The following is a 20,918-nucleotide window of genomic DNA, read 5'->3' as shown; positions in this document are numbered from 1 at the left end:
TCCTTAGAAGAAGACTGCACCAACCTTTTTCGGTGAGTGCAGTACGCGGTAACGAGTACCATCCCAGTCATGATCTTCCTGCTGGGTGTCTACGTCGTCAGGGTTTTTATTGTCGCGGACAAGCACAGGGATACGGCTAATCCAGCCTCGGCAGTAGTCGAAAACGTAGAATGCTGGCTTCTCAGGCACGCCTGATTCCAGCTTTTTACCTTCGATAACAGCTTCCAGCATGTCAGCGAATAACGATGCGCCATTGATGCGGGAGCCGGGCTTTTTGTCAGCAGGCAACCATGTAACTCCCTGCGCTTCCATCTTCTGCGCGATCGATAACTCGTTATCACCAGTGTTGAATATCGCGCCGTCAGCCGGTCCAGGAATAACTTCGCTGCAGATGCCAGGCATAATGTGAAGCTGGCCCTGGGTGACACCGTCGATTTGAATCTCTTCCGGCTCGTCGACGTCTTCGCCCGTCAGCCGCTTGTCAATCCACGCCACGCCTTTCGCGACGTTGGTGGATGACATATTCAGGCCTTTGTTGAGCTCGTCAGGCGGGCATCCGTACCATTCACCGATCAGGATAAGGGAACCGGCAGGCGGGCAGAACTGTCGACCATCAGACAGCTCGGCGGCTGTGCCATCGGCCTGAGCCCACCAGAGGTTAGAGAACGGCTTCGACTCACCCCAGTCATGGGAGCGGTCGACGGTCCAGCTATCGGGAATACGGAACGGCTTAATGACATGCAGAGCTTCATTCCATAGATGGTCGAATCGGCCTCCGCTGGTCACGTCCCATGAGCCCTCTACCCACGCTTTGCGCCGGTTAGGGTCTTTTATCGCCATCAGGGTCGCGATGTACTGCGGGTCAAGGTACGGGTTCTCTTTAAACGATCCGTGGATAGCTACGCGGGTAAGCGTGATTTCCTCTTCTCGTTCTGTCTGAGGGTTGAATACCATTTGCCGGTCGCGCTGCACGGTCCCGCGCGGCGCTGGCTCAATGAAGCGTTTCTTTACCCAGGTATGCCCGATGCCAAACGGGTTGGTCGTGCTGAACGTCTCCAGCGGGATCGGCTTTAGTAACTTGCCATTATCCAGCGGGTAGTTTTCCGGCCTGAACGATGAGCGTCGGCAGGAGAACATCATTTCGTAGAATTCAGGGGACTGCTGTTTCGTCAGTTCGTTAAAGCCAATGAACGGGAATTCCTGCCCGTGAAAATCCCAGTAGTCGTCTGCCTCTTTGCCGAAGCGGAATAGAAGCTCCTCGCCTGTTGGCCATACCCATCGTAATTCGCTCGCAGATGACAGATATCGAGCGCCATCGTTGAACAGACGAAACATACGCTTCGACTGCGTGATAATGTCGGCAAGGTTCTTGTATTCGGTATCGAAGATGACGCCACGCCAGAACGAGCCATAGCCTACTCCAACATTGCGCCGGAACCTGGCCAACTGCGCAGCAGTTTTACCAGGGCCGCGAGTTCCTTCGAAAAGTATTTCGTTACACGGGCAACTCAGAGCCAGAGACTGTGATCCAGGCAGTGGCTTCCATACAGCTTTGTAATTCATCCACCGAGCACCTCACCCTGTTGTTTCTGCGCCGCCGCCTCCCAGTCATCCACGTTATCGCTGGTTGGTACAAGCATGACGTTATGCGTGACCTCTTTCGTTTCAGCCTTATTCTCAATGCTGTATGCCTCTCGTTCGAGGCCGATAAGCGTTTTCAGGCTGTCGCTCAGGTCTTTCATGGATTTAACGCGGGAAGGAAGACTGATTATTTTGTGGTAGAGATCGTTGAGCTTATCCATACCTTTGTCATCAGGCGATCGCATCATCTCGCCCAGGTCTTCAAGCGCGGCCACGTTGCCACACTCTCCGGCCAATTCATCGAATAGCGTGTTGGTCAGTTCGCGAGCCCGCCGGATGTCTCCCCGGTGCTCCATGCGTACCGTTGCAATAACCTCGGCTGTCGCCTCTATCAGTACGCGTTCGGTCAAAGTGCTTTCGTTGCGTACCGTCCTGCGTACCTCCCGCTTGCGTACCAAGTCGTCAGCCTTTTGCTGAATCTTCGCATTCAGGTCGCGCGACCAGTCGTCACGCTTTGCTCGCTTACGGATAGCGCCTTCGCTGATACCGTGTTGCGATGCGATTTCACGGAGGGACATCACCCCGGCCCGGTACGCCGTCTCGATGGCCTCCCAGTCGGGTTTGCTCATACTCCATTCCTTATTTTATCTGTTCAGCACCGACCCTTTTAGCCGCGCCATTACTGCTTTCTTTTCGCCTGGCGGCGTGAGTGGATTTGCCTCCTATAAGAGACAAAAGCTATTCAGAAGTTGATGCGACTCACTATAGAGAGGCCTTGTCCAACGCGCTCCGGATTCAATAGTGGCGAGTATAGATACATCACCGCGTAAGAATTTAATGTTACAGGAGTAGGAAGAGCCACGCGGAGGGATAAGTTACACAATAGAACGCACCACACCACCAACTAACCAAGGAGGTTTAATGTCTCACATCGAAATTATTCAACTGATCGATTCATATGTCATACTGGCGACCCATATCATTTCTCTCATCATCGTTTGCCGTAAATTGATTGCCGACCTTTCTCGACGCTCCTAATCCCCGCCTTATCCAGATTGCACTGCCCAAGCGCAGAGTTAAGCTTCGCGTTTAACTCCAGACTGTCCTGCCACCTGAACGGAACAACCATTTCGGGGAGCGGTGTGTCTTCTCTAAGCCTGGTGCTTATCAGGCCGACGCGATTGCCTCATTGAGGTTATGTGCTGATCACATACTAGAGAAAGCTCAATGCTTTCCTTCTAGACTATTGAAGTTCAAGGGAAAACATGGCCTCTCCAATGTTGGTTCAGCCATATTTAAAACCTTAATAACCAAAAAAAGGAAATAAATAATTGCAAAATCTTAATATAACCATCTTTCGCAGATACAGAATTTAGTCCCCGAAATCAATAATGCCTTTAAATGTGCTTTTATCAATGGTGATCATTTTTTCTAATTTAGCAACCACATCAGGGTTTTGTTGCATATCATCAATCCATTGCCGAACTGCACTAACAATGTCTTTACAAAGTTCAATGACATCAAGCTGAAGGGTACCATTGAAGTTATTCATGTGCATAGATATGCCCACATTGGTTGGCGGGGTAATTTTAAACTTCCGCAATCGATTTTCATCCACCCCTTCATGTAAACATGCATTTCTTAAGCTCCAGCAGTCTTCTGCAGTAAATGCAACTGTTGGAGGCTGTTGTTTCCATTGCTCTACCATAACTAGCGGCATTCCTTGTAAAGCCTCAGGCGAGGTGACGAGCATTAACTCATAGAAGTTGTCTGGGTTGTATCGCGGCTTAAGATACCGATTGAACCAATCTCTATATCTGGCTCCATTTCCTTGCACAGCGTTTTCTGTGGCACCACAGATATCTGGTAGTGAAATGGCAATAAACAAAGCTCCGAACCAATTTTCCTTCGCCAAAGATTCTTCAATTGATGATAACAACTGATTCATAAGTTTAACCACATTAAATGGAATGGAATTAAACTCTACAATGGAATCTGATACCTAGGCTACAACATTATCAATAAACTTTTAGAGGTTGCTCGGCAAGGCCTTACTTCAGACATGGCTTGGCGATGAATTCCTACTACTGGCTGATGGCCCGGTAGTAGGCCTGCCAGCGGTACTTATCCAACCGCAGTTGTCGCAGACATTGAGCGGTTTCGACGTCCGATTGCAGGTCTTCGTCGGTATCCTTCCCTGCGTCACTTGCTTTGCACGGAGGGCTCATCAAATCCTGGGATGGTGTTGGCAGCGTCGATAGCTCGCTGGCGCAGCTGCACAGCATCACCGTCAAACTGGCACACAGTACGATTCGGAGACTGAACATATTTCACCACGTCGCGGGTTATGGTTCGGTAGATGACCTTGCCCTCTTCTGTAGCGGCGGCGGCCTTTTGCTCAACTGGCTGGATAGTCTTTTCGGCTTTCTCTTTCTTCTTCGCCGCGAGGGCGTTGATATAGTCAGCGTGAGAATTCCAGCCAGACCGCCATGAGAAAATGCAGGAAAGCAGCAGGATAACTACAGCGCTGATAATGGCGGTTAACCGGCTCATTTCTGGCCCCACTCGCAGACTTCACGCTCAATCTCGCGCCTGGTGATCAGCCCCTTCCACTGCTTGCCACCGGCATACGTCCAGCGCTGCAGTTCCTTGCATGCGCCCGGCACGTCTCCAGCATTCAATTTCTTCAACAACGTAGAGCTGGCGAAAGCGCCAGAGCCAATGTTGTAGGTGAATGAGTAAAGCGCGGCGCGGGTAGGATCAGGAATGCGGACTTTGATGAGCGGATCAATGGCGCTTGCCACCTTCCGCAGATCTTCCTTCAGCAGGCTGTCGCACTCCCTGTCGGTGTAACGATGGCCGCGGCGAATATCGGTGCCAGTGTGACCATCACAAACAGTCCAGACGCCGACAACATCCTGATAGGCGTAATAACGCCTTCCTTCCAGGCCGTCAGCATTACCAAGCATGACAGAAGCAATCGCGATCGCACCCGAACCGCCGGCGATCACGCCAATCAGTTTATTCCTCATTGATGGCGTCATGCTCACCCCTGCGTATCACTTGCGATCCGCTTCAAGGCCTCGGTTACCACTTCGGCTGAAGCCGGGCGGTCACTTCCTGGCTTAGTGGAGACATCAGCCAGATAACTGGCCAACAGCTGCGTGCGTTTTTTCTCTTCATCCAGTCGCTCTCGCTCTTCTTTACGCTTTGCGTAATACGTCTTGATTGTGAAGAAGGCAGAGATCAGGGCGCCAATGATGAAGACATAATCCTGCAGACTCAGGACGGAAAAGATACCAAGCAAGGCTGACCACCAGTAAGGCAGATTGTGACCATCGGTTGGGTTCATACGTTGCATCTCTCACCTCCGATAATGTTCGGGGTGCTATCTGTAGTCAGTAAAAGGTTCAGGGCCGTCGGGCTGATTTACCAACAAAGCGTCGAGGGTGATTCCCGCGACCCTGAAAATAAAAAACCCGCTCAAGGCGGGAAGAAATACCAAGGGTAAAAGCGACGGCGCGGTAGCCGTAATGGCCCCAAGGTAGAGGGATTGGGTTGTGGTGGCCGGCGCTGAACCCGGCTCAGTGAGTTTCCGATATTTTGACAGCATTTCTGCTGGATAGGCTTCCGGCTTCATCACCGCCTCGGAGCGCGATCACAACTCGCCAATGTTTACGCATCAGCCTGCGCATTCACCACAACGGAAAGAGCACTGACTTCGAGCAGACCTTGGGCCCAGGAACGACGATCAATCTCAATGCTCTTACCTGTTATGGGATCCGTTTCGTGGAGCAACGGCCAGCCGATCAATCTGGCACCGGGGGAGGACTTATTTTAGGCGATAATGCCCGTGCTCCATATATTGCGGATAGCGCAGGATTCGAACCTGCGGGACGACAGTTACACACCCATCCCGATCGGTTAGCTACTGACTGCCTGGAGCTAGCCAGCGACTCAGCCAACTCCCCATCCTTTTTAGTTATATCAACAAATCTTATTAACCGATCCATCACTTTCCTAATCCCCCTACAGTATGTTACAAAAGTTGAGATTTATTGCGTTTATAAATGCTCACCTTAATTTGGGGGTTTTGATGAATCCTGCGTATCCCGTATATGAATCAGTTGATTTAGATGATAAAAACCTACAAGAATTTTCCAGGAAAATTAATCGAGGAGCCGATCCGATATCAGTCCCAGTTGTAGAGTACCCACTACCATTCGCTAACTGCTACTGGAATGTAGAGTCATTGGTCAAGGAATTTGGCGGTCGCATGGTTCTTGGCTGGGACCTTTCACTGTGGCCAGGAAGCCACCTATGTGCTGTACATCATGCAATATACCTTGATTCCTCCGGTACACTTCATGATGTCAGCAAAAGGATTGAAAGCTCACCTAACCAAAGCAGCACAATCTTTTTGCCAGACAATTCTCGGGATATAAATCTAAATAAAATACCTGCAATAACATCACGTTTTTTTGTTTTAGATAATAACGCACATACAAATGAATACATCCACGCCTACTCTCTTGTGAATAAATTTGAACAAGAAAATAGTCGTTTCTTATATTCCATAGGTTTCAGATGTGAGACCAACCGCGCCATAGCTAATGGAACACCATTAATGCCAACAAACATACCTGAGGAGTTTGTTGATGATTTCTACCGAATATCTAACGCAATGTCCTTGGCCAGGGATTTTCTGGGGTTGAAGAGTCACGCCTTAAGAGCTAAAACTGGACATCTCCCCTGAGGATTTAAACCTACAGGATATGACGCCCCCTGGTAAATCATCATCGAGATGACTTTTTCATGCTCAATTTTGGCGGACCGACTATTGGCAGTTGAACCGCGGGATTTCTCCATTTTGCATTTTTTTCTGCCCATAGCTGCCAACCTATTTTTAAATTAGTTGAACCAGCAATCTGGTTCAGGGCTCTTGCGCGGCGGGTGTCGACGCGTCGTGCAGCACGTCTCAACCAAAGAGCCCTGACCGGATCGCAGGCATAAAAAAGCCCCGGCGGAATGCCGAGGCTAATTTTACAAACTGGTATGTGACTATCATCTTCATGCCGCCACTTAAAGTTAAGGCAGCATATCAAATTAGACTCAAATATGACGTATTTAATTGACTTTTGCAAGACCCTGCTGCGAAAAAGTCGCTTTTTGTTGTGATCGTGTTCTCACAGCACAGAGAAGAGAGTCGCTATCAAGCCGCTTAAAAATGGCGCACATAGCACGCCAGTAATCAGCGTAGTTATGGCACCAGTTATCAGGCTTAACGCCACACAGGGCTGCAAGGTCCTGATGCTGATATCCATACTTACCCGCCAGCTCTGCTTTCACGTCCTGTGCCGCCAGCCAGATAAGCTTCTTCAGGCGCTCCATCGTCTTGCCGGCCACTTTCTTAGCGCCGAGTTGATCACGGAATTCTTCCCATGCCCACTGTGTTATCGCTACCTGATACTCAAAGCGGATATTGTCGCTGTAGTTCCACAGCAGCCACGCTTTCTGATGCTCTTCCAGCGACAGCAGAGCCCGGCGCCAACTGGCCGTCGAATACTCAACGGGAAGAACGAGAGCGATTGATGAACCTTTCGCGCGGGACTGCTGCCCGGGAATTGGCGGGCTGGATGGGTTTACCATGCGGCCGGTTACCGGGTCGGCTACTTTCTTCCTTCCCCGGCTGCGCGCCGTAGCGGTGAATTGTGCGTTCTCTGCAAATGCCACCAGTTGCCCTTTCGTCGCGCCGCTCAGATCGGCGGTGGCCACTATCAGCTGCTGGCGTACAAATTCCAAGTATTGAGCTGTCATGCTGCTTCTCCCAGGCGCTTATAGATACGGACGAAATTGCGTAATATTTTGTAGTCGACCAGCACGGTGCCGCGGCTACGCAGGAGGCGGAGCTTTTGCCAACGGTCGCGGATGCGTTCGATAACGTCACGGCTCATTTGGTAGTCCTCGCCATGGCCTTGGCCATCGCCTTATACGCCCTGAGCACATACGCGCTCTTTCCGTACAGGGTGATCTGGAAGGTAATGCCGCGAGACTCCCAGGTATTGACCGGGGAAGCGTCCAGACCAGCATCCGCAATGCGTCTGGTCATAGCCAACTGCCAGAACGGGCCAGTCAGCCAGATGCGGGAATAAGCCCCTTCGTCGCTATAGGTGATCTTCATGCAGCCTCCCGTTGTTTTATGAGCCTACGGCGTAGCGCGCTGTAATGGCGCCTGATGCCTTCCAGTTCTTCGATGGTGTACCGGTGAGGGGTGTTGTTGTTTTCGAGGTCCTCGACGCGCTCAGCGCCGATTTTCTCTACCAGACCGAGGCGGTACTGCTGCTGGTTACCTGACATTTGCACGTTGCAGTGATGACACTGCTTGTGAATGTTGTCCTCGTTGTAGCGCAGGTGAGATGCTTTACCGCGGGAGCGGTAATGGCCGGCTTCCCACTGAACCGTGTCAAACGTGCCGCAGCTGATACACGGCAGATCGTGGTCACGCTCGCGGATATAGTCGTTAACGACACGCTGGGTCATATCCTCCCAGTGTCGGAGAGGCTTCACCGCTGCTTTGCGCTTGCGCCAGGCTGCGCGTTCTTTCTTCGCTTTCGCCTGAGCCTGCTTTTCGCGCTTCTTCTCCAGTTCCTGCATGGCAAATTCAGCGCCATGCTCAGGGCAGCACCAACGATGGTTTTCGAATGCTGGGGTGAATTTTGCCCGGCAGATTTTGCACCGGCGCTGAGTACGTTTAAGCATGATCACCACCCTGGATCTGCACCAAGGTCAGGCGTCCGCAGAATACAGCCCCGGTATCGATATACATCTGATTGGCGTACTGGCTTGGCTGATGTGTCGGGGTGTGCCCAAAAATAAACAGGTCTGCACCGGATATTTCATTCACTATCCCATCCTGAGCTGCGCTCACTCGCTCACGATTCCAGATGACCTGTTCTGCATCGACGGGCTTGCCATATGAGTATTCGTTATGCGGGTAGTCAGCATGGCAGACCACCACCCTCTTACCCTCGGTCATTACCTCGATGATGAGTGGCAAACCAGCAACCAAATGCGCCAACGCGATAGCCAGGCGTTCTTTGTCGTAGTCAAGGTTAAAGAACCATCCGCCACCGTTAGCGAGCCAGTGATTCACGTTCCCGGAAGAGGATAGTCCGTCGAGCATCATCTGCTCATGGTTCCCTCTTACAGCCATAAACCAGGGCATTGCGATTAGCTCAAGGCATTCGACGTTTTCCGCACCACGATCGATAAGGTCACCTACCGAGATCAGTAGGTCACACAACGGGTCGAAACGGACCCTTTCCAGCTCGTTCATTAGCAGCGTATGGCAACCATGCAGATCGCCAACAACCCAGATGTTGCGCCAGATAGCACCATTAATGCTTCGGTAGAGGCTCATGCAATTTTCCTTCTGGCAGCACGACGCAGCCAGCGGACATCTGCCAGGTGAGCCGTATAGTGAAAGGTGGGGATATCTGATGGTTTAACTTCGACCTTGCGCTTGCGGCGCGCCGGCACGCGGAAGATGCCGCGATCCATGACCTTAGCGAGCAGACTGTGCATGCGAAGCCCTCCATTCCTGGGCCCATGCAATTCGACTGCTGGACTTCTCGCTGAACTTCACATTGTGCTCGGTGCCGAACCAGTAGATCGCCTCGATAACCTCCACCATGTAGCGCTTGCTGGATTGAGAAGTGCGAACGCCGAAGTAGACGCGGCCGCCATTGATGCCCGGGGCGGATTTCTGCTCACGCTCCGGGTTTTGCATCTGGCTGACCAGTACGGTGATGAGGTCTTTCCACTCCGCTGGCTCCAGCTTTTCACCGTACCAGATCACCTGATCGCTCAGGTCTTTCAAAAGTGGCCACATGAGACGATTCTGTTTATCGGTACGGCTTTCTTCGCGCGCCTCGATAATCAGCGGCGATCGGTGGTCGACGGGCAGAGACTGGATGAAGTTGACGACGTTACGCTTAACGTTGTCGTTGATAAGGCAGAATTGTTGCTTCACGCTTCACCTCCGGAGAGGTTAAACGCTGAATGCAGAAAATCGCCGGTGGCTTTCGCCATCGGTGATAGGGATTGCTGTAAGGTTTTGTGCGCCATGTGTCCCCACTTGGCGCCGGAAGTAAGTCGTCAGTTGCTCAGGCTGACGAGGTAATTATCGCCCGTCACGGGGATAAATGCAAAATGAGCATATACGAGAAAATCGCTATTTTTTGGCGTTCTGCTCTGCCATTTCCAGATAGCGCGGATCGGATGCCTTGGGGAGTTGGATACTCTGCTCGCGGTAGTAGCGGACGCGTTCCATGAAGTAGTCCCGTAGGTGTTCTGGCTGCTCTCTGGCTACCACTTCGGCGACAACCGGCATGTTCAGCCGCTCTTTGTAGGCGACGCCGGAAGCTGCGAGGTCAACATTGACCTTGTCCTGCTCGTCTTTCGATTTGGCTGCAATGTTCCACTTCGACATAAGAAAATCCCCTCTGGTGTGGAGGGGATTATATATCGCTACCGGTTTAGGTGTGCGGCTTTGCATTATTCTGTAGTTATGCAACATCCCAGACAGGATCATTAGCGGCTTTTGGACGGGTATCGATACAAATACCTATATGGCAATGACTCATACTACAACCGAACCATTTCTGCCAATGAGTGCCGTCCATGCATATTTCAAGGACTTGTTCATTTCCTCTGAACATTACCCCATCAAACAACATATCGATGCGCTCAATGATGATTCCTCGCGGAGGGTCTAACTTAATCACAAGGTCGATTTTTCTATGTTTACTGCGAATTGTTATATTCGGGCCTTCACATTCAACATCCCAATTATCTGATTTAACCAACCATTCATTCTCATTGATTATCAATGAGTCACTACCGTCTGGACCACAAAATATGCCAGAAAGAAGCACTGGAGAAAGTTCATCTTTCGGAGGTGAAACCGAAAGAATCGGTTTATCGTTAACAACAATTAAGTGGTTGCAATCATAGAATGAAACACCTGCAAATTTTATTTCAATGGGTTCACTATGAAAGTCAAACATTTCGTTTGCGTAACCCTCCCTAAGACACTTAGGGTTTTTATTCGCTTTGGCCACTGTATCCCTTGATAATCGCCCTCTCCCTCTACTTTGATTACATTGAGAGCACAAGAGGGTCATTCCCTCAGGGTTATGCTCGGTAGCATCAGCAAAATCAGGATCAAAGTGCTCATAATCATAAAACCCAAGACCACAAATCACACACCCAAACCCGCAGCGCTGCCTTATTATTCGCTTCACAGGCCCTGGTATTGTTCTGGACAGCCCGTGTTTGTTTTTTTCTGTCATGTTCATTCAACCCTAAGTGAAACAACATAATCACTATAATCCTTGTATGTTAAAACGAATACAACGGTGTTCCTAAATGATGGAACTTGTCTTTTTGATTTATCTGGACTTACAATTTTTCAGTCTCCATACGGCCTGACCAATTCGGCTCTCGTTGGGGCATTTTGATACCAGCCCATCTTTCGCCAGTTCGATGAGCTCTTTGCGCAGGTCTGAGCTTCTCCATTCCACTCCGGGGAATTTACGCTCCATTGCGCAGCGGATATTCCACGTAGCGAGTCGGAACGGGTATCCACTCCCCAGCGTCGCATCCTGCTGCGCTGCTCCCTCGATCAACACCTGCATGATTTTGCTTTTGACGTCACTCACCTTTCACCTCCTGCGCCGTTCTGCGCTTAGCTCTTGCCAGCAAACGTATCAGCACGAAAGCGCGGTGCTGTCGCATTCCCTCTGTCATGATTTTGGCTCCTGCGGGGCGGCTGCGAGCATGGCGACATAACGCTCGCGCAAAGACTTGCGTCCGTAGTCGCTATCGTTAAATGCAGCGCACATGGCTTGCGTTGGCTCCTTCGGCACCATCACGTAACCATCCGGAATTACCGGAGAGTTGCCAGGATGCACCGGACAAGGCCAGCGCAGCGAACCATCGCCGCTGGGGCATGTGCAAACAGGAAAAGCCTGGAGCATGGTGGCGCGGCAGGCGTTCCAGGAATCAGCGGCCGCATTTCGTTGGTCTTCACCCCACTGGAATACAGCGTGGTCACGACGCCTGGCGCTGGCAAGAATCTCGATACTGTCCGAAGTGGCTTCCTCCGGCACTACCGGCTGCTGCGCGTGGCGATAGAGCTGGGTGCCAACAGGAAGCGCCCTGTCAATTGTCGACGTGTCATTGCCTGGGCGGTTAGATAAAACTTCGGCCACCGGCTCGCTGTCCATTGCGGCCAGCGCCATGCGGGCCAGCTCTTCCGCTTCTTCAGCTGGCAGCATTACGTTACTTCCGGCGCCGTAGGTTTCACGCCATGATTGAATTTTTGCCAGGCGTTCTCTGGTTATGGTTGATTTGGTCATTGGTTGGCTCCTTCGATAACAGGCATAAACGAGAGGTCAGCGAAGAACTCACCAAACCCAAAGCAGACGGAATAGGCCAGGCGACCGTGAGGCTTGTAGCCAGGGTTAGTGATATCGGTAGTCGCATATGTCGCGGTGATTTCTGCCACGACTTCTTCAGGTTTTGATGGAGTCTCGACCCACGGAATACAAATAAGGTCAAAGTCACGCGCCATCGTTCCGTGAATAGCCATTGCGTAACCGTGCTTGCGGGCTATCTCCGCCAGTGCCGGATAAAGTGCGCAGTACACAGGGGCAAAATTTGCAGGTTTCATCTACTCAGCCTCCACCTTGATGCCAGCTGACATTTTGAAGGGCAGCCGCTTAGATAACGGAGACTTCTTCAAGCGAGAATTCTGAGGCTCATGCGCGCATTTATCGCAAAGGTGAATATTTCTACTGCCAGTGCCGACACTGAATATCGCGCCGTTTTCACAACCCTCTATCTCACATTCTTCGAATTGCCATCCATCCGGCAGCTTCACGGTGCGGGACTCCAGCTCGACGATGCGAGACATCACGCGCCGTGATTTCTCCCTCTCCCGCTCAAGCTCTGCATCCAGTACGGCAATGTGCTGCTGCGCCTTCTCCAGCGCCTCTAGCAGCGCGAGAACGTTGGCTGGGTTAGCCAGGGCGATGAACTCTCCATTCCTGTCTGTCTGAGCTTGGGTGAAATCACCACTATCGACATAGAGGATTGAGCCCTGAGATTCATCACTGCCTACGTCATACTCAATGCTGGTATTTTTCGGAAAATAAACCCACTCACCCGGAGTCGCTTTCTCTGCTGCCGCTTTCAGGCTCTGCGCCAGTTCGGTGATATCAGTCATGCTGCAAGCTCCTTAATCGGGATCCGATTCATGTGCATGGTGTAGCCAGTACGGGCCTCCAGTGCCGCATACTGCTCCAGCAGGTCAGGGTGATGCGTTGCGCCGTTCTTCAGATCGTTGCGGCTTGCCATGATGCAGAACACGCAGCTCAGGCGCTCGTTACCCAGTGCGTAGGCGTAGTGTGGCTCTTGTCCTGCCCCGCTGATGATTGCGAAAACCGCGTCGGCCTGCAGATCGTGAACCGGTAGCCACTCGTACCAGGTCAGAACGGAATTGGAGTCTGTCTCGTTCTTCCGGAACGCCTGCCGCTTTGCGCGACCTGGCGACTCCTGAGCCCGCAGGCCCAAGCAGTTAACGATGACCTTGAACCCGTTGGCCTTCGCATAGGCTCTAACCTCGCGCTGGATAGGTCCGCGCTTCAGGTCACTGGTGCACTGCCGGGTACTTGCAGAAGGCCAACTCGGAACCTCCGGGCGGTTCAGGAATCGACGCTCTACCATCTCCAGCAGGGTCTTGTGTGCACGGGCGACGATGAACGGTATGCCTGCTGCCTCTGCCTGTTTCTGAGCCAGCTCCAGCGCTCCGGGCCATTCCATCGCGCCAAGGGACGCATGCACGACAACGAGCTGCTTCGGCGGGATGACCTCAAGCAGATTGATGAGCATCGCCTGGCTGTCTTTGCCGCCAGAATGATTGGAGACAAACAGCGCGCCAGCAGTGATTAATGAAGTAATGTCGGGGATCATTTGGCCCCCTCGCGCACCTGGTTTGCAAAATCGACCATCGCATCATGAAACTCGATTGCCCCTGAGGTTCGCGTCTCGGCTTCTTCGTAGCTGATATCAAGCCTGTCCATAACACAGTCAGTTTCAAGGTAGTCAGAGCAGGCATCCAAAGAAGCGGTAATCGCATCAGCCTTAATCCCGGCTACGATGCGATCGGTGGCGGGGGTTTCGATTTCAGGCTTGGCGTAAACAGGCCACGAATCACTGCCGTCATCGTTTTTCTCCCCCGGCTGCTCATGCACTGCAAGATACTCACCACCGCGATCTGGCTCTTGATATGTCGGCGGAATCGAATGGAAGGACAACCATGCATCTGGTTTGTTGAATGCTTCCTTCAGCGCCACATTCTCCGCAGCCAGCTGCTTAAACGCTTTCGCCAGCTTCAGGAACTTCTGCTCTCTGATCGACAGCTCGCCTGCGCTCTCCAGGGAGGCGATGAGCTCGTTTACTGTTTCGATGTTCATTTTCTTACTCCCGCCAGGCACTGGTTAAAAAGGGTGGTCATTGGGTTTACGCCGCCAGGACGCTGGCGATACTGAACAGACGGATCGCTTTCGGTTACGGCTGTCGTGTCGATCAGGGTGTAGCGGTAGCTCCTGCACTCACCCGCACGCTGTACCTGGCCGTCACGGTGCATCTGCCACAGGGAGGAATTGACCACTGAAGAGTCAAGGCCGGTACCGCGGCGGATATCCTGAAAGCTGCAGCCAGGATGCTGGCCGATGAAGTTAATAACGGCTTGTTTGCCAGAGTTCTTTTTCATGACCGCCCTCTCCCCAGTCCAAATTTCGCCCGAATTTCTGCGATTTTGTTTAACCCCTGCTCCTGACTTAATGGCCGACCACCAAGTTTTGGAATCTGCTTAACCGGCTCTGGAATCGCTTCTCCTGCGTTTAAACGACGCACCATACGCATCAGCTCATCCTGAGCCTTGCGGCGCAGCTCAGCGTCGCTGAGGCCGTTTGCGCGCATGTCTGCGTACAGTCCAGTAACCATCCAGTAGCAGGCCTTGTGCTTCAGCGTTACCGGCGTGACGTTGTGCTCTGGCCACGGATAGGACTCAGCATCCGGGTATTGCCCGCGGGTCCGGCAGTACTGGTAAACCATATCGACCAGCTCCACTGCATCCGGCAGTCCGGCGGATACGGCTGATTCCGATTTGCACCAGGCGACAAACTGACCCGGCGATGGCATGAATGGACGATCCTGTTTGCGGGCAACGCGCATGCCAGCGTTGATTTGCTCCATGGAGACAATCCCGTTTTCCTTGAACGCCAGAAGCCACTGCCGGCGCATCTCGTTCATCTCCTCGGGTGTTTTGCTGGCCAGCGCCGGGAACACAGCGAGCAACTGGCGGAACAGTTCGTTGAAGATCTCCGCAGTCTTGGCCGCCAGGCGCTTTACTGCCTGCTCGTCCTGCATTTCAGGAAGCCCGGCAGCCACGCGCTGGAAATTTTCCCGATCGAAGTTGTGCATGCTTTCAGCGATTGATTTCATTCGAGCACCCCGTAAATCCAGTCAGTGTTGTTCAGGTCGACTTTTGGCTTCCCGGCAACCTGAATCCCTGGCGCGCTGCGCTGCATGGTCAGCTTGTCCCACTGCTTGCGCAGCGCATCAGGGCTCAGGATGTTGCGATGCCAGAACGAGTCTTTGCTGGCCCAGTCGTACATGGCGCAGATATCCTGGTGGCTGCGGTTGTCGATCTGACGCATCAGTCGAACCGTGTTTGACCAGGCGGTCATGTCAGGAGCTTTGCAGGTTGGGTTGATCATCCTGACCCTGGAGAAAATCCACTCGGCAACGCGAACGTCTTCTGCGGTTCCCCACTTGCTGCCGCTGGGTGTGTAAACCGCGGCATCAGGATGAGCAGACAAAAATTTCTTCAGGCGGACGTCAGAGGATTCGCCAGAATTCTCGGACGAAGATCTTTTAATGTTTTTATTCTTGTTATTACCTTCTTGTTCATGTTGTGCGGTTGTTTGTGCGGCTTCATGTGCGCCATTATGTGCGGGTACCACCTTCAAACCCGCGCCATTGCTGGGTTCGTCATGTGCGCAAGTATGCGCGGCTTCATGCGCGGCTTCATGTGCGGCTTCATGTGCGGGTAAATTGTCTGTTTTTTGAGCATATTCTGCAAAATTTGTGATAGTGATCACTCTCCCTTTTTGCTTCTCACCTTCGATAGAAATCATCCCTTCGCGTACAAAAACAGCCAGCATTCTCTCCACTGAATCGCGACTAGTAGGATTCCCTTTCCGGTCGCAAAGCTGCAGCCCTAAATCGGCCGCTGTGACCACCAGTTGACCGGGCAGCAGTGACCACTCATGACCTTTGAAAGTCGCTCTGAATGGCTGACGAGCAGCATTAAGCAGCAGGTTTTCCCACAGGGTTCTGAGGTAAACATCTTTTGCCCAGGACTGCTTGAGAACGCTCCGGTACAACGGGATGTAGCCAGATTTCTGGTTTTCCATCCGGTTGCTCCTGAATTGCCCCGGCGCGGCGCCGGGAAACTTGAGTATTTCTGCGGTGTTCATGCTTCACTCTCCCAGCCGGCCTCTTTCAGGAATTCGCGATAGTTGTCCAGGATGGCGCGCGCATCAGCTGGCAGTTCAATGTCAGCCTGATCAGCGACTATCTGGAGAAACTGGCGCGCCTTTGCTGCGCTAAACTGCGGCAGCGCCGCGCTGCGGGTTAATTTCGATTTACCCGATGCTCTGGCCTTATCCATCTGGCGAACAGCTACAGAGGCCGCCTGGGGGCCGTGCTCGCGGGATAGTGCAACCGCGGTTGTCGGGGATACTTCGCCGGCACGAACCATGCTGATCAGCTCTTCTCCGCAGGTCAGCAAATGCAGGTGATAGTCGACGTCGGATAGAGAACGCTTAACCTTCTTCGCGATCTCGTCCGGTTCCCACCCCTGATTTCTCAAACGCTGATATGCAGCTGCGCGTTCCAGAGCTGTGAGAGGCTTGCCCTGGTTCCGGGTAACCATGAAGGCGATCCGGTCAGCTTCGTTCCCGACGAAGTCTTTACACTCAAGGCGGATGATGTCAGCGCCTGCTTTCGTCGCTTCAATGGCGCCGTAATAGCGGTGGTGACCGTCGATTACCTTGACGCCCTTCTCGGTAACCTGGACGTCCAGCGGCGGCACCGACTCGCCGGCGATAAACGCATCGCGGAATTCAGCGACGTGATCTTGGTCGATTTCGCGGATATTCAGGCCGGGCTCGACGTACAGCTCTTTGAGGGGAACGATAAACGTCCGGTTCACCTTAATGCCGGTTCCGTTTTTATCTTTTTGGTTGTAATGCTGGTAAAGTGAACTCATAATTACTCCTGTGAATTGATCCAGTTAATTCGCATCAGGCCTCAAAGTGTTGCGAGCACTTTGGGGCCATCTCTTTTCTAAGCAGGCTTGCTACTTCTTTCGCCAGTCGAGACATGTCGTCATCGACCACTCCCCACTCCAAGACCGCCAGTAACATTGCTATTTTCGGAATCCAGGTTTCCTTCCATTTACTGATGCTCGACTTTGTAAGACCCATGGCATTTGCCACATTGGTCGTCCCCTTCATTGCGATTTGGTTATGCAGCCATGACTCAATATTCCTGGCCTGGTGTTTGTTTCGTGCTGTTGAATTCTCCATCTGCAATACTTCCTCTGGTGTTATCTATGTGAAATTGAATTAAGGATTTCAGAGGCGCTCACCTGACCATCAGTGGCAATGACAATGGACTTGATAAACCGGGAGCCGATCTCAGCGCCGTTAAGCCATTTACTGACAGTGGATTGGTTAACCCCTGTCTTTCTTGCCAGCTCAGTTTGAGAACCAGCTATGCAGATGGCGCGCTTGATTGCCTCGTTGACTGTGTCGCTCATGAAAATTCCCCTTTGCATAATTTTAAGGTGATTATGCGTTAGGGAATTTAAATGATCAAGTCATTTGAGACTTTGACATAAAATTCGTTAGGGAATATTTTTCGTGCTATGAAAACGTTAAAAGAAAGACTGGCTTATGCCATGAGGTCTACGGGTAAAACCAACCAGACCGAGCTGGGGAAACAGGCTGGAGTGCCGCAATCCTCTATCTCAAAAATCCTGCGCGGAGATAGCGAGACTTCGCGCCACGCGGGTAAGATAGCGGCAGCTCTTGGCGTGAGCGCCGACTGGCTCATTAATGGCACTGGATCAATATACGGAGATTCTAACCAACCTCTGCAGGCTATCGACGTCTCTAAAAACGTTAAGGTTTATGATTTTGATGGCTTTACTGGCGATTATGTATCCTGGTTTAGCGAACTTCCTGAACATTTCCGCGCTTACATAATCAAGGGCCGGACTGGCATCGCTCAAGCTCCCGCCGGCGCCATTGTAATTGTCGATCCAGAGGCTATTGCAACCTCTGATGACCTGGTTCTCGTCAGACTCAAAGAGACATTGTCTGTTTTCAAATATCATATCGGTGGCGATGGTAATGGGTATCTTTCAGTGGATGACGTGAGGGTCCCTTTAGCGCCAGTATCTGATCTCTCTTCTGTCGTTGGACCTATCGTCCAAGTCTTCATACCGGAATTAAATAAGTAAACAATCTCTCTATCTGCTGCCTGGGTACTGACATAACTCCCAGGCCCCATCCTCACGTACAGCACACCCATAAAGCCACCTCCTGACATTCGATTCTCACCGCCAGTAACTGTATATTTATCCAGTATACATCCTGTGGTCTCCTATTCCAGCAAAAAAAATTCCTTTAAGAATCCGCTCGAGAAGGCGCAAAGGAATTATTTAACCAATTCTCTATTGACTTGTATTATTCTCTATCGCATAGTTAAGCCATCCAAACAACAACGTTGGCGCCGGTAATAGGTAACAACGCTCCGTTAGCCGCGATAAGGCAAAGGTGAAGAGATGATCCGCGAACATGAGGTTCCTGCGTGGAACAGATTCAAGGTGAAGGTGGCACTGTTGTTAGCTTTGGTCGCATTCGTAAGCGTTCAGTGCTGGGGTGCGGTATGAGCAAACAAGGCATTCGTTCACTGATTTACTGCCTGCTGATCTGCGGCGTTATCTGGTCGGCTGTGACTATCAAAATTCTGCACGCTGCGGGGGTGTTCAATGGCTAACTCAATTCCTAACAGCGGGCGCGCCGTGATGATGCGTAACGCTAAAACTGGCGCCACCTGGAAGGTTTCACGTGACTACCTGAAAGAAACCTTCTGGTTCGAGCCGCAGGGCAACCTGCGTCACATTCGCAAAGCATTTGAGGCACGCGACTTGCTGCCGAACTTGGTACCAGCCGGGACGCATTAACCGCGCATATCAGCGCACGAATTTAACTGAGCTATCAGGCAGCCATTACGGTGCCGGGATTCTTACAACCAAATTTCAGGGGAAGCCATGAGCGAAATAATGGATTTAGTCGTCATCGAGAAAAAGAACGCGATGGCGGTTTTCACCAATAACGACCAGCTCGACCCGCTTATTGAAGCGATCGAAAAAGAGGCTCGCAGCCTGGTGCCGGACGTTACCACCAAAAAAGGCCGCGACGCTATCGCATCCATGGCTCACAAGGTCGCGCGCTCTAAAACTTACATCGACAACGCAGGTAAAGACCTGGTCGCTGAGCTGAAGGCTCTGCCAAAGCAGATTGACGAAAGCCGCCGCGTTGTCCGTGAGCGCCTCGATGCGCTGAAAGATGAAGTGCGTCGCCCGCTGACTGAATGGGAAGCCGAGCAGGAACGCATTAAGGCCGAAGAAGCCATGAACGCACTGCATGCCGAAGCACTGGCGATGAATGAAGAGTTCGATCGGCTGCTGGCAGCTCGGATTGAATCTGACCACGAAATGGCTCTGCTGATGAATGACGCTTTTGACCGAGAGCAGGCAGATAAAGCAGCTGAGGCTGAGCGCCAGCGCATTGCCCATGAAGAAGAAATTAAGCGAATGGCAGCCGCCGCAGCAGCCCGAGAAGTTGAGCAGCGCGCACAGCGTGAACGTGAAGAAGCGGCGCTCCGGGAAGCTGCGTTGAAAGCACAAGCCGAGCAGGCAGAGCGAGATCGAATTGCAGCCGAGCAGAAAGCTGAGGCTGACAAGCAGGCCGCTATCGAAGCGGAACGCCGCAAAGCACAGGAAGAAGCCGATCGCATCCGCCGCGAGGCAGAGCAACGCGAACAAGCCCGTCTGGCTGAGGAGAAGCGCAAAGCAGATGAGCAGGCGCGCCGCGAAGCCGACGTTAAGCACCGTAAGGCCGTAGGCGCAGAGGTTGTTAAGGCCTTGGTGGCCAATACCAGCCTTACCCGGGATCAGGCTATCGAGGTGCTCACCGCGGTTAAAGACGGCCGCATTCCTCATACCGGTATCAGTTACTGAGGTGCTTATGAACGCATACCGCGCATATGACGTAATCGAAGAGCGCAAGTGGGCTGAACAGTCGCTCACCGAAGAGAAGCAAAAGTGGATTGATGGTCGGGCGCAGGAAATTATCGACGCCCTGCCGAAAGAGCCGTCAGGCCTGTTCCGCTTATCTGTACCGATGGACAAAAGCCCATACGAAGGCCTCCGCAGCGATGCAGCTGGCGAGGCATATAACAATCTCATTTCGGCAGTAGCTTACGCCCAGGCGGAATACGACTGGGATCACCGCACCGGCTGCCCGTTTTAACTTTGAGGGGAATAGCAATGGCTAACGAACTTGTGATTACAGCCAGCTCTCTTGCTGAGCGAGGCATTGACGGCGCTACCTGGAGCGCCCTCAAAAACAGTATTTACCCTGGCGCCAAGGATGAGTCGGTGATGATGGCGCTGGATTACTGCCGGGCCAGAAACCTCGATCCGCTTCTGAAGCCCGTTCATCTGGTGCCAATGAGCGTTAAGGACTCGAAGTCGGGTAAAAGCGAGTGGCGCGATGTTGTTATGCCTGGCATCGGGCTTTATCGGATTCAGGCCGATCGCTCCGGTTCTTACGCTGGCGCAAAAGAACCAGAGTTCGGCCCGGACGTCACTCTGACGCTTACCGGTATTGAGGTGACCGTACCTCAATGGTGCAAGTACACGGTGAGCAAGCGCATGCCGAGCGGGGAAATCGTCGAATTCAGTGCGAAAGAATACTGGGTTGAGAACTACGCCACCGCCGGCCGCGACACTACCGCGCCAAATGCTATGTGGAAAAAGCGACCTTATGGCCAGCTGGCGAAGTGTGCTGAGGCTCAGGCTCTGCGTAAGGCATGGCCTGAAATTGGCCAGCAGCCCACTGCCGAAGAGA

At 52.3% G+C, this 20,918-nt stretch carries 33 protein-coding genes and 1 pseudogene; 7 read left to right on the top strand and 27 right to left on the bottom strand.

Going from position 1 to position 20,918, the window contains the following annotated elements; genetic code table 11:
- Nucleotides 1–3: 3 nt before the first annotated feature.
- From CW267_RS18115 to CW267_RS18090, 6 genes are all read right to left on the bottom strand, one after another.
- A complete protein-coding gene (locus tag CW267_RS18115; RefSeq protein WP_100781091.1) occupies nucleotides 4–1,563 on the bottom strand; it encodes a terminase in 1,560 nt (519 codons plus the stop codon).
- Nucleotides 1,560–2,210: a hypothetical protein gene (locus tag CW267_RS18110; RefSeq protein ID WP_004191551.1), complete on the bottom strand. Its 651-nt coding sequence runs from the start codon at nucleotides 2,208–2,210 to the stop codon at nucleotides 1,560–1,562. Before CW267_RS18110 ends, CW267_RS18115 begins: the two co-directional genes overlap by 4 nt.
- A 743-nt stretch (nucleotides 2,211–2,953) precedes the next feature.
- Entirely contained in the window at nucleotides 2,954–3,529 is a 576-nt protein-coding gene (locus CW267_RS18105) for a hypothetical protein (RefSeq protein WP_100781092.1), read from the bottom strand.
- 254 nt (nucleotides 3,530–3,783) lie between these two features.
- Nucleotides 3,784–4,134 (bottom strand): hypothetical protein, encoded by a 351-nt coding sequence (locus CW267_RS18100; protein ID WP_100781093.1) that lies wholly within the window; start codon nucleotides 4,132–4,134, stop codon nucleotides 3,784–3,786.
- The gene (locus CW267_RS18095; protein ID WP_100781094.1) at nucleotides 4,131–4,625 is read right to left on the bottom strand and encodes a lysozyme; all 495 of its coding nucleotides are present in this window, start codon (nucleotides 4,623–4,625) and stop codon (nucleotides 4,131–4,133) included. Before CW267_RS18095 ends, CW267_RS18100 begins: the two co-directional genes overlap by 4 nt.
- 2 nt (nucleotides 4,626–4,627) lie before the next feature.
- A complete protein-coding gene (locus CW267_RS18090) occupies nucleotides 4,628–4,942 on the bottom strand; it encodes a hypothetical protein (protein WP_032428647.1) in 315 nt (104 codons plus the stop codon).
- A gap of 735 nt (nucleotides 4,943–5,677) precedes the next feature.
- Here CW267_RS18090 and CW267_RS30115 point away from each other — a divergent pair.
- Complete coding sequence (locus CW267_RS30115; protein WP_133124633.1) at nucleotides 5,678–6,337, top strand: hypothetical protein; 660 nt, start codon at nucleotides 5,678–5,680, stop codon at nucleotides 6,335–6,337.
- A gap of 371 nt (nucleotides 6,338–6,708) precedes the next feature.
- Here the strand turns inward: CW267_RS30115 and CW267_RS18085 are convergent, their stop codons facing one another.
- The 21 genes and pseudogenes from CW267_RS18085 to CW267_RS17990 form a co-directional block, all read right to left on the bottom strand.
- Complete coding sequence (locus CW267_RS18085) at nucleotides 6,709–7,398, bottom strand: bacteriophage antitermination protein Q (RefSeq protein ID WP_100781095.1); 690 nt, start codon at nucleotides 7,396–7,398, stop codon at nucleotides 6,709–6,711.
- Complete coding sequence (locus CW267_RS29950; protein ID WP_001548467.1) at nucleotides 7,395–7,535, bottom strand: YlcG family protein; 141 nt, start codon at nucleotides 7,533–7,535, stop codon at nucleotides 7,395–7,397. The genes CW267_RS18085 and CW267_RS29950 overlap by 4 nt, the downstream gene beginning before the upstream one ends.
- Nucleotides 7,532–7,762, bottom strand: coding sequence for a hypothetical protein (locus CW267_RS18080; protein WP_100781096.1), 231 nt, complete (start codon nucleotides 7,760–7,762; stop codon nucleotides 7,532–7,534). The genes CW267_RS29950 and CW267_RS18080 overlap by 4 nt, the downstream gene beginning before the upstream one ends.
- The gene (locus tag CW267_RS18075) at nucleotides 7,759–8,340 is read right to left on the bottom strand and encodes a recombination protein NinG (RefSeq protein WP_100781097.1); all 582 of its coding nucleotides are present in this window, start codon (nucleotides 8,338–8,340) and stop codon (nucleotides 7,759–7,761) included. Before CW267_RS18075 ends, CW267_RS18080 begins: the two co-directional genes overlap by 4 nt.
- Complete coding sequence (locus CW267_RS18070) at nucleotides 8,333–9,001, bottom strand: metallophosphoesterase (RefSeq protein WP_100781098.1); 669 nt, start codon at nucleotides 8,999–9,001, stop codon at nucleotides 8,333–8,335. The genes CW267_RS18075 and CW267_RS18070 overlap by 8 nt, the downstream gene beginning before the upstream one ends.
- Nucleotides 8,998–9,165, bottom strand: coding sequence for a NinE family protein (locus CW267_RS18065; RefSeq protein ID WP_012542614.1), 168 nt, complete (start codon nucleotides 9,163–9,165; stop codon nucleotides 8,998–9,000). Before CW267_RS18065 ends, CW267_RS18070 begins: the two co-directional genes overlap by 4 nt.
- Nucleotides 9,146–9,613: a recombination protein NinB gene (locus tag CW267_RS18060; protein WP_100781099.1), complete on the bottom strand. Its 468-nt coding sequence runs from the start codon at nucleotides 9,611–9,613 to the stop codon at nucleotides 9,146–9,148. Before CW267_RS18060 ends, CW267_RS18065 begins: the two co-directional genes overlap by 20 nt.
- A gap of 201 nt (nucleotides 9,614–9,814) precedes the next feature.
- Nucleotides 9,815–10,072 carry a DNA polymerase III subunit theta gene (locus CW267_RS18055; RefSeq protein ID WP_088296077.1) on the bottom strand — a complete coding sequence of 86 codons (258 nt, stop codon included), beginning with the start codon at nucleotides 10,070–10,072 and terminating at the stop codon, nucleotides 9,815–9,817.
- A 76-nt stretch (nucleotides 10,073–10,148) separates the two neighbouring features.
- Nucleotides 10,149–10,934: a hypothetical protein gene (locus CW267_RS18050; protein ID WP_100781134.1), complete on the bottom strand. Its 786-nt coding sequence runs from the start codon at nucleotides 10,932–10,934 to the stop codon at nucleotides 10,149–10,151.
- A 99-nt stretch (nucleotides 10,935–11,033) separates the two neighbouring features.
- The gene (locus tag CW267_RS18045) at nucleotides 11,034–11,279 is read right to left on the bottom strand and encodes an eaa protein (RefSeq protein ID WP_263283394.1); all 246 of its coding nucleotides are present in this window, start codon (nucleotides 11,277–11,279) and stop codon (nucleotides 11,034–11,036) included.
- Between the two features lie 108 nt (nucleotides 11,280–11,387).
- Nucleotides 11,388–12,002, bottom strand: a complete 615-nt coding sequence (locus tag CW267_RS18040) for a hypothetical protein (protein ID WP_100781101.1) — start codon at nucleotides 12,000–12,002, stop codon at nucleotides 11,388–11,390.
- A complete protein-coding gene (locus CW267_RS18035) occupies nucleotides 11,999–12,316 on the bottom strand; it encodes a hypothetical protein (protein ID WP_065808876.1) in 318 nt (105 codons plus the stop codon). The genes CW267_RS18040 and CW267_RS18035 overlap by 4 nt, the downstream gene beginning before the upstream one ends.
- Before the next feature lie 204 nt (nucleotides 12,317–12,520).
- Nucleotides 12,521–12,871: pseudogene (locus tag CW267_RS31710) on the bottom strand (ead/Ea22-like family protein); the annotation flags it as partial.
- A complete protein-coding gene (locus CW267_RS18025) occupies nucleotides 12,868–13,617 on the bottom strand; it encodes a phosphoadenosine phosphosulfate reductase family protein (RefSeq protein ID WP_039104065.1) in 750 nt (249 codons plus the stop codon). The gene CW267_RS18025 and the pseudogene CW267_RS31710, both read right to left, overlap by 4 nt.
- Entirely contained in the window at nucleotides 13,614–14,120 is a 507-nt protein-coding gene (locus tag CW267_RS18020; RefSeq protein ID WP_100781103.1) for a hypothetical protein, read from the bottom strand. Before CW267_RS18020 ends, CW267_RS18025 begins: the two co-directional genes overlap by 4 nt.
- Nucleotides 14,117–14,419 carry a MarR family transcriptional regulator gene (locus CW267_RS18015; RefSeq protein ID WP_100781104.1) on the bottom strand — a complete coding sequence of 101 codons (303 nt, stop codon included), beginning with the start codon at nucleotides 14,417–14,419 and terminating at the stop codon, nucleotides 14,117–14,119. The genes CW267_RS18020 and CW267_RS18015 overlap by 4 nt, the downstream gene beginning before the upstream one ends.
- Nucleotides 14,416–15,153, bottom strand: a complete 738-nt coding sequence (locus tag CW267_RS18010) for a replication protein P (protein ID WP_100781105.1) — start codon at nucleotides 15,151–15,153, stop codon at nucleotides 14,416–14,418. Before CW267_RS18010 ends, CW267_RS18015 begins: the two co-directional genes overlap by 4 nt.
- Nucleotides 15,150–16,127 carry a replication protein gene (locus tag CW267_RS18005; protein WP_100781135.1) on the bottom strand — a complete coding sequence of 326 codons (978 nt, stop codon included), beginning with the start codon at nucleotides 16,125–16,127 and terminating at the stop codon, nucleotides 15,150–15,152. The genes CW267_RS18010 and CW267_RS18005 overlap by 4 nt, the downstream gene beginning before the upstream one ends.
- A gap of 59 nt (nucleotides 16,128–16,186) precedes the next feature.
- Nucleotides 16,187–16,984 carry a ParB/RepB/Spo0J family partition protein gene (locus tag CW267_RS18000; RefSeq protein WP_087847134.1) on the bottom strand — a complete coding sequence of 266 codons (798 nt, stop codon included), beginning with the start codon at nucleotides 16,982–16,984 and terminating at the stop codon, nucleotides 16,187–16,189.
- Nucleotides 16,985–17,018: 34 nt separating this feature from the next.
- Nucleotides 17,019–17,303 (bottom strand): CII family transcriptional regulator, encoded by a 285-nt coding sequence (locus tag CW267_RS17995; RefSeq protein WP_038435002.1) that lies wholly within the window; start codon nucleotides 17,301–17,303, stop codon nucleotides 17,019–17,021.
- 20 nt (nucleotides 17,304–17,323) lie between these two features.
- Complete coding sequence (locus tag CW267_RS17990) at nucleotides 17,324–17,536, bottom strand: transcriptional regulator (protein ID WP_038435003.1); 213 nt, start codon at nucleotides 17,534–17,536, stop codon at nucleotides 17,324–17,326.
- Between the two features lie 108 nt (nucleotides 17,537–17,644).
- On the opposite strand from CW267_RS17990, the gene CW267_RS17985 reads away from it, so the two are divergent.
- The 6 genes from CW267_RS17985 to bet form a co-directional block, all read left to right on the top strand.
- Complete coding sequence (locus CW267_RS17985; protein ID WP_039110713.1) at nucleotides 17,645–18,241, top strand: helix-turn-helix domain-containing protein; 597 nt, start codon at nucleotides 17,645–17,647, stop codon at nucleotides 18,239–18,241.
- Nucleotides 18,242–18,654: 413 nt separating this feature from the next.
- Nucleotides 18,655–18,780, top strand: coding sequence for a hypothetical protein (locus CW267_RS30685; protein ID WP_165787451.1), 126 nt, complete (start codon nucleotides 18,655–18,657; stop codon nucleotides 18,778–18,780).
- Nucleotides 18,773–18,967, top strand: coding sequence for a hypothetical protein (locus CW267_RS17980; protein WP_019704100.1), 195 nt, complete (start codon nucleotides 18,773–18,775; stop codon nucleotides 18,965–18,967). The genes CW267_RS30685 and CW267_RS17980 overlap by 8 nt, the downstream gene beginning before the upstream one ends.
- 87 nt (nucleotides 18,968–19,054) lie before the next feature.
- Complete coding sequence (locus tag CW267_RS17975) at nucleotides 19,055–20,026, top strand: hypothetical protein (RefSeq protein ID WP_100781106.1); 972 nt, start codon at nucleotides 19,055–19,057, stop codon at nucleotides 20,024–20,026.
- 7 nt (nucleotides 20,027–20,033) lie between these two features.
- Nucleotides 20,034–20,318 carry a host nuclease inhibitor GamL gene (gamL, locus tag CW267_RS17970; protein ID WP_100781107.1) on the top strand — a complete coding sequence of 95 codons (285 nt, stop codon included), beginning with the start codon at nucleotides 20,034–20,036 and terminating at the stop codon, nucleotides 20,316–20,318.
- A gap of 17 nt (nucleotides 20,319–20,335) precedes the next feature.
- Nucleotides 20,336–20,918 (top strand): phage recombination protein Bet (gene bet / locus CW267_RS17965; RefSeq protein ID WP_101148644.1); only part of this gene is annotated, 583 nt, incomplete at its 3' end.

Source organism: Klebsiella sp. X1-16S-Nf21, from assembly GCF_002837615.1.
Classification (GTDB): Bacteria; Pseudomonadota; Gammaproteobacteria; order Enterobacterales; family Enterobacteriaceae; genus Klebsiella; species Klebsiella variicola.
The sequence above is the reverse complement of the archived record's forward strand: the minus strand, read 5'-3'. Positions and strand labels throughout refer to the sequence as shown.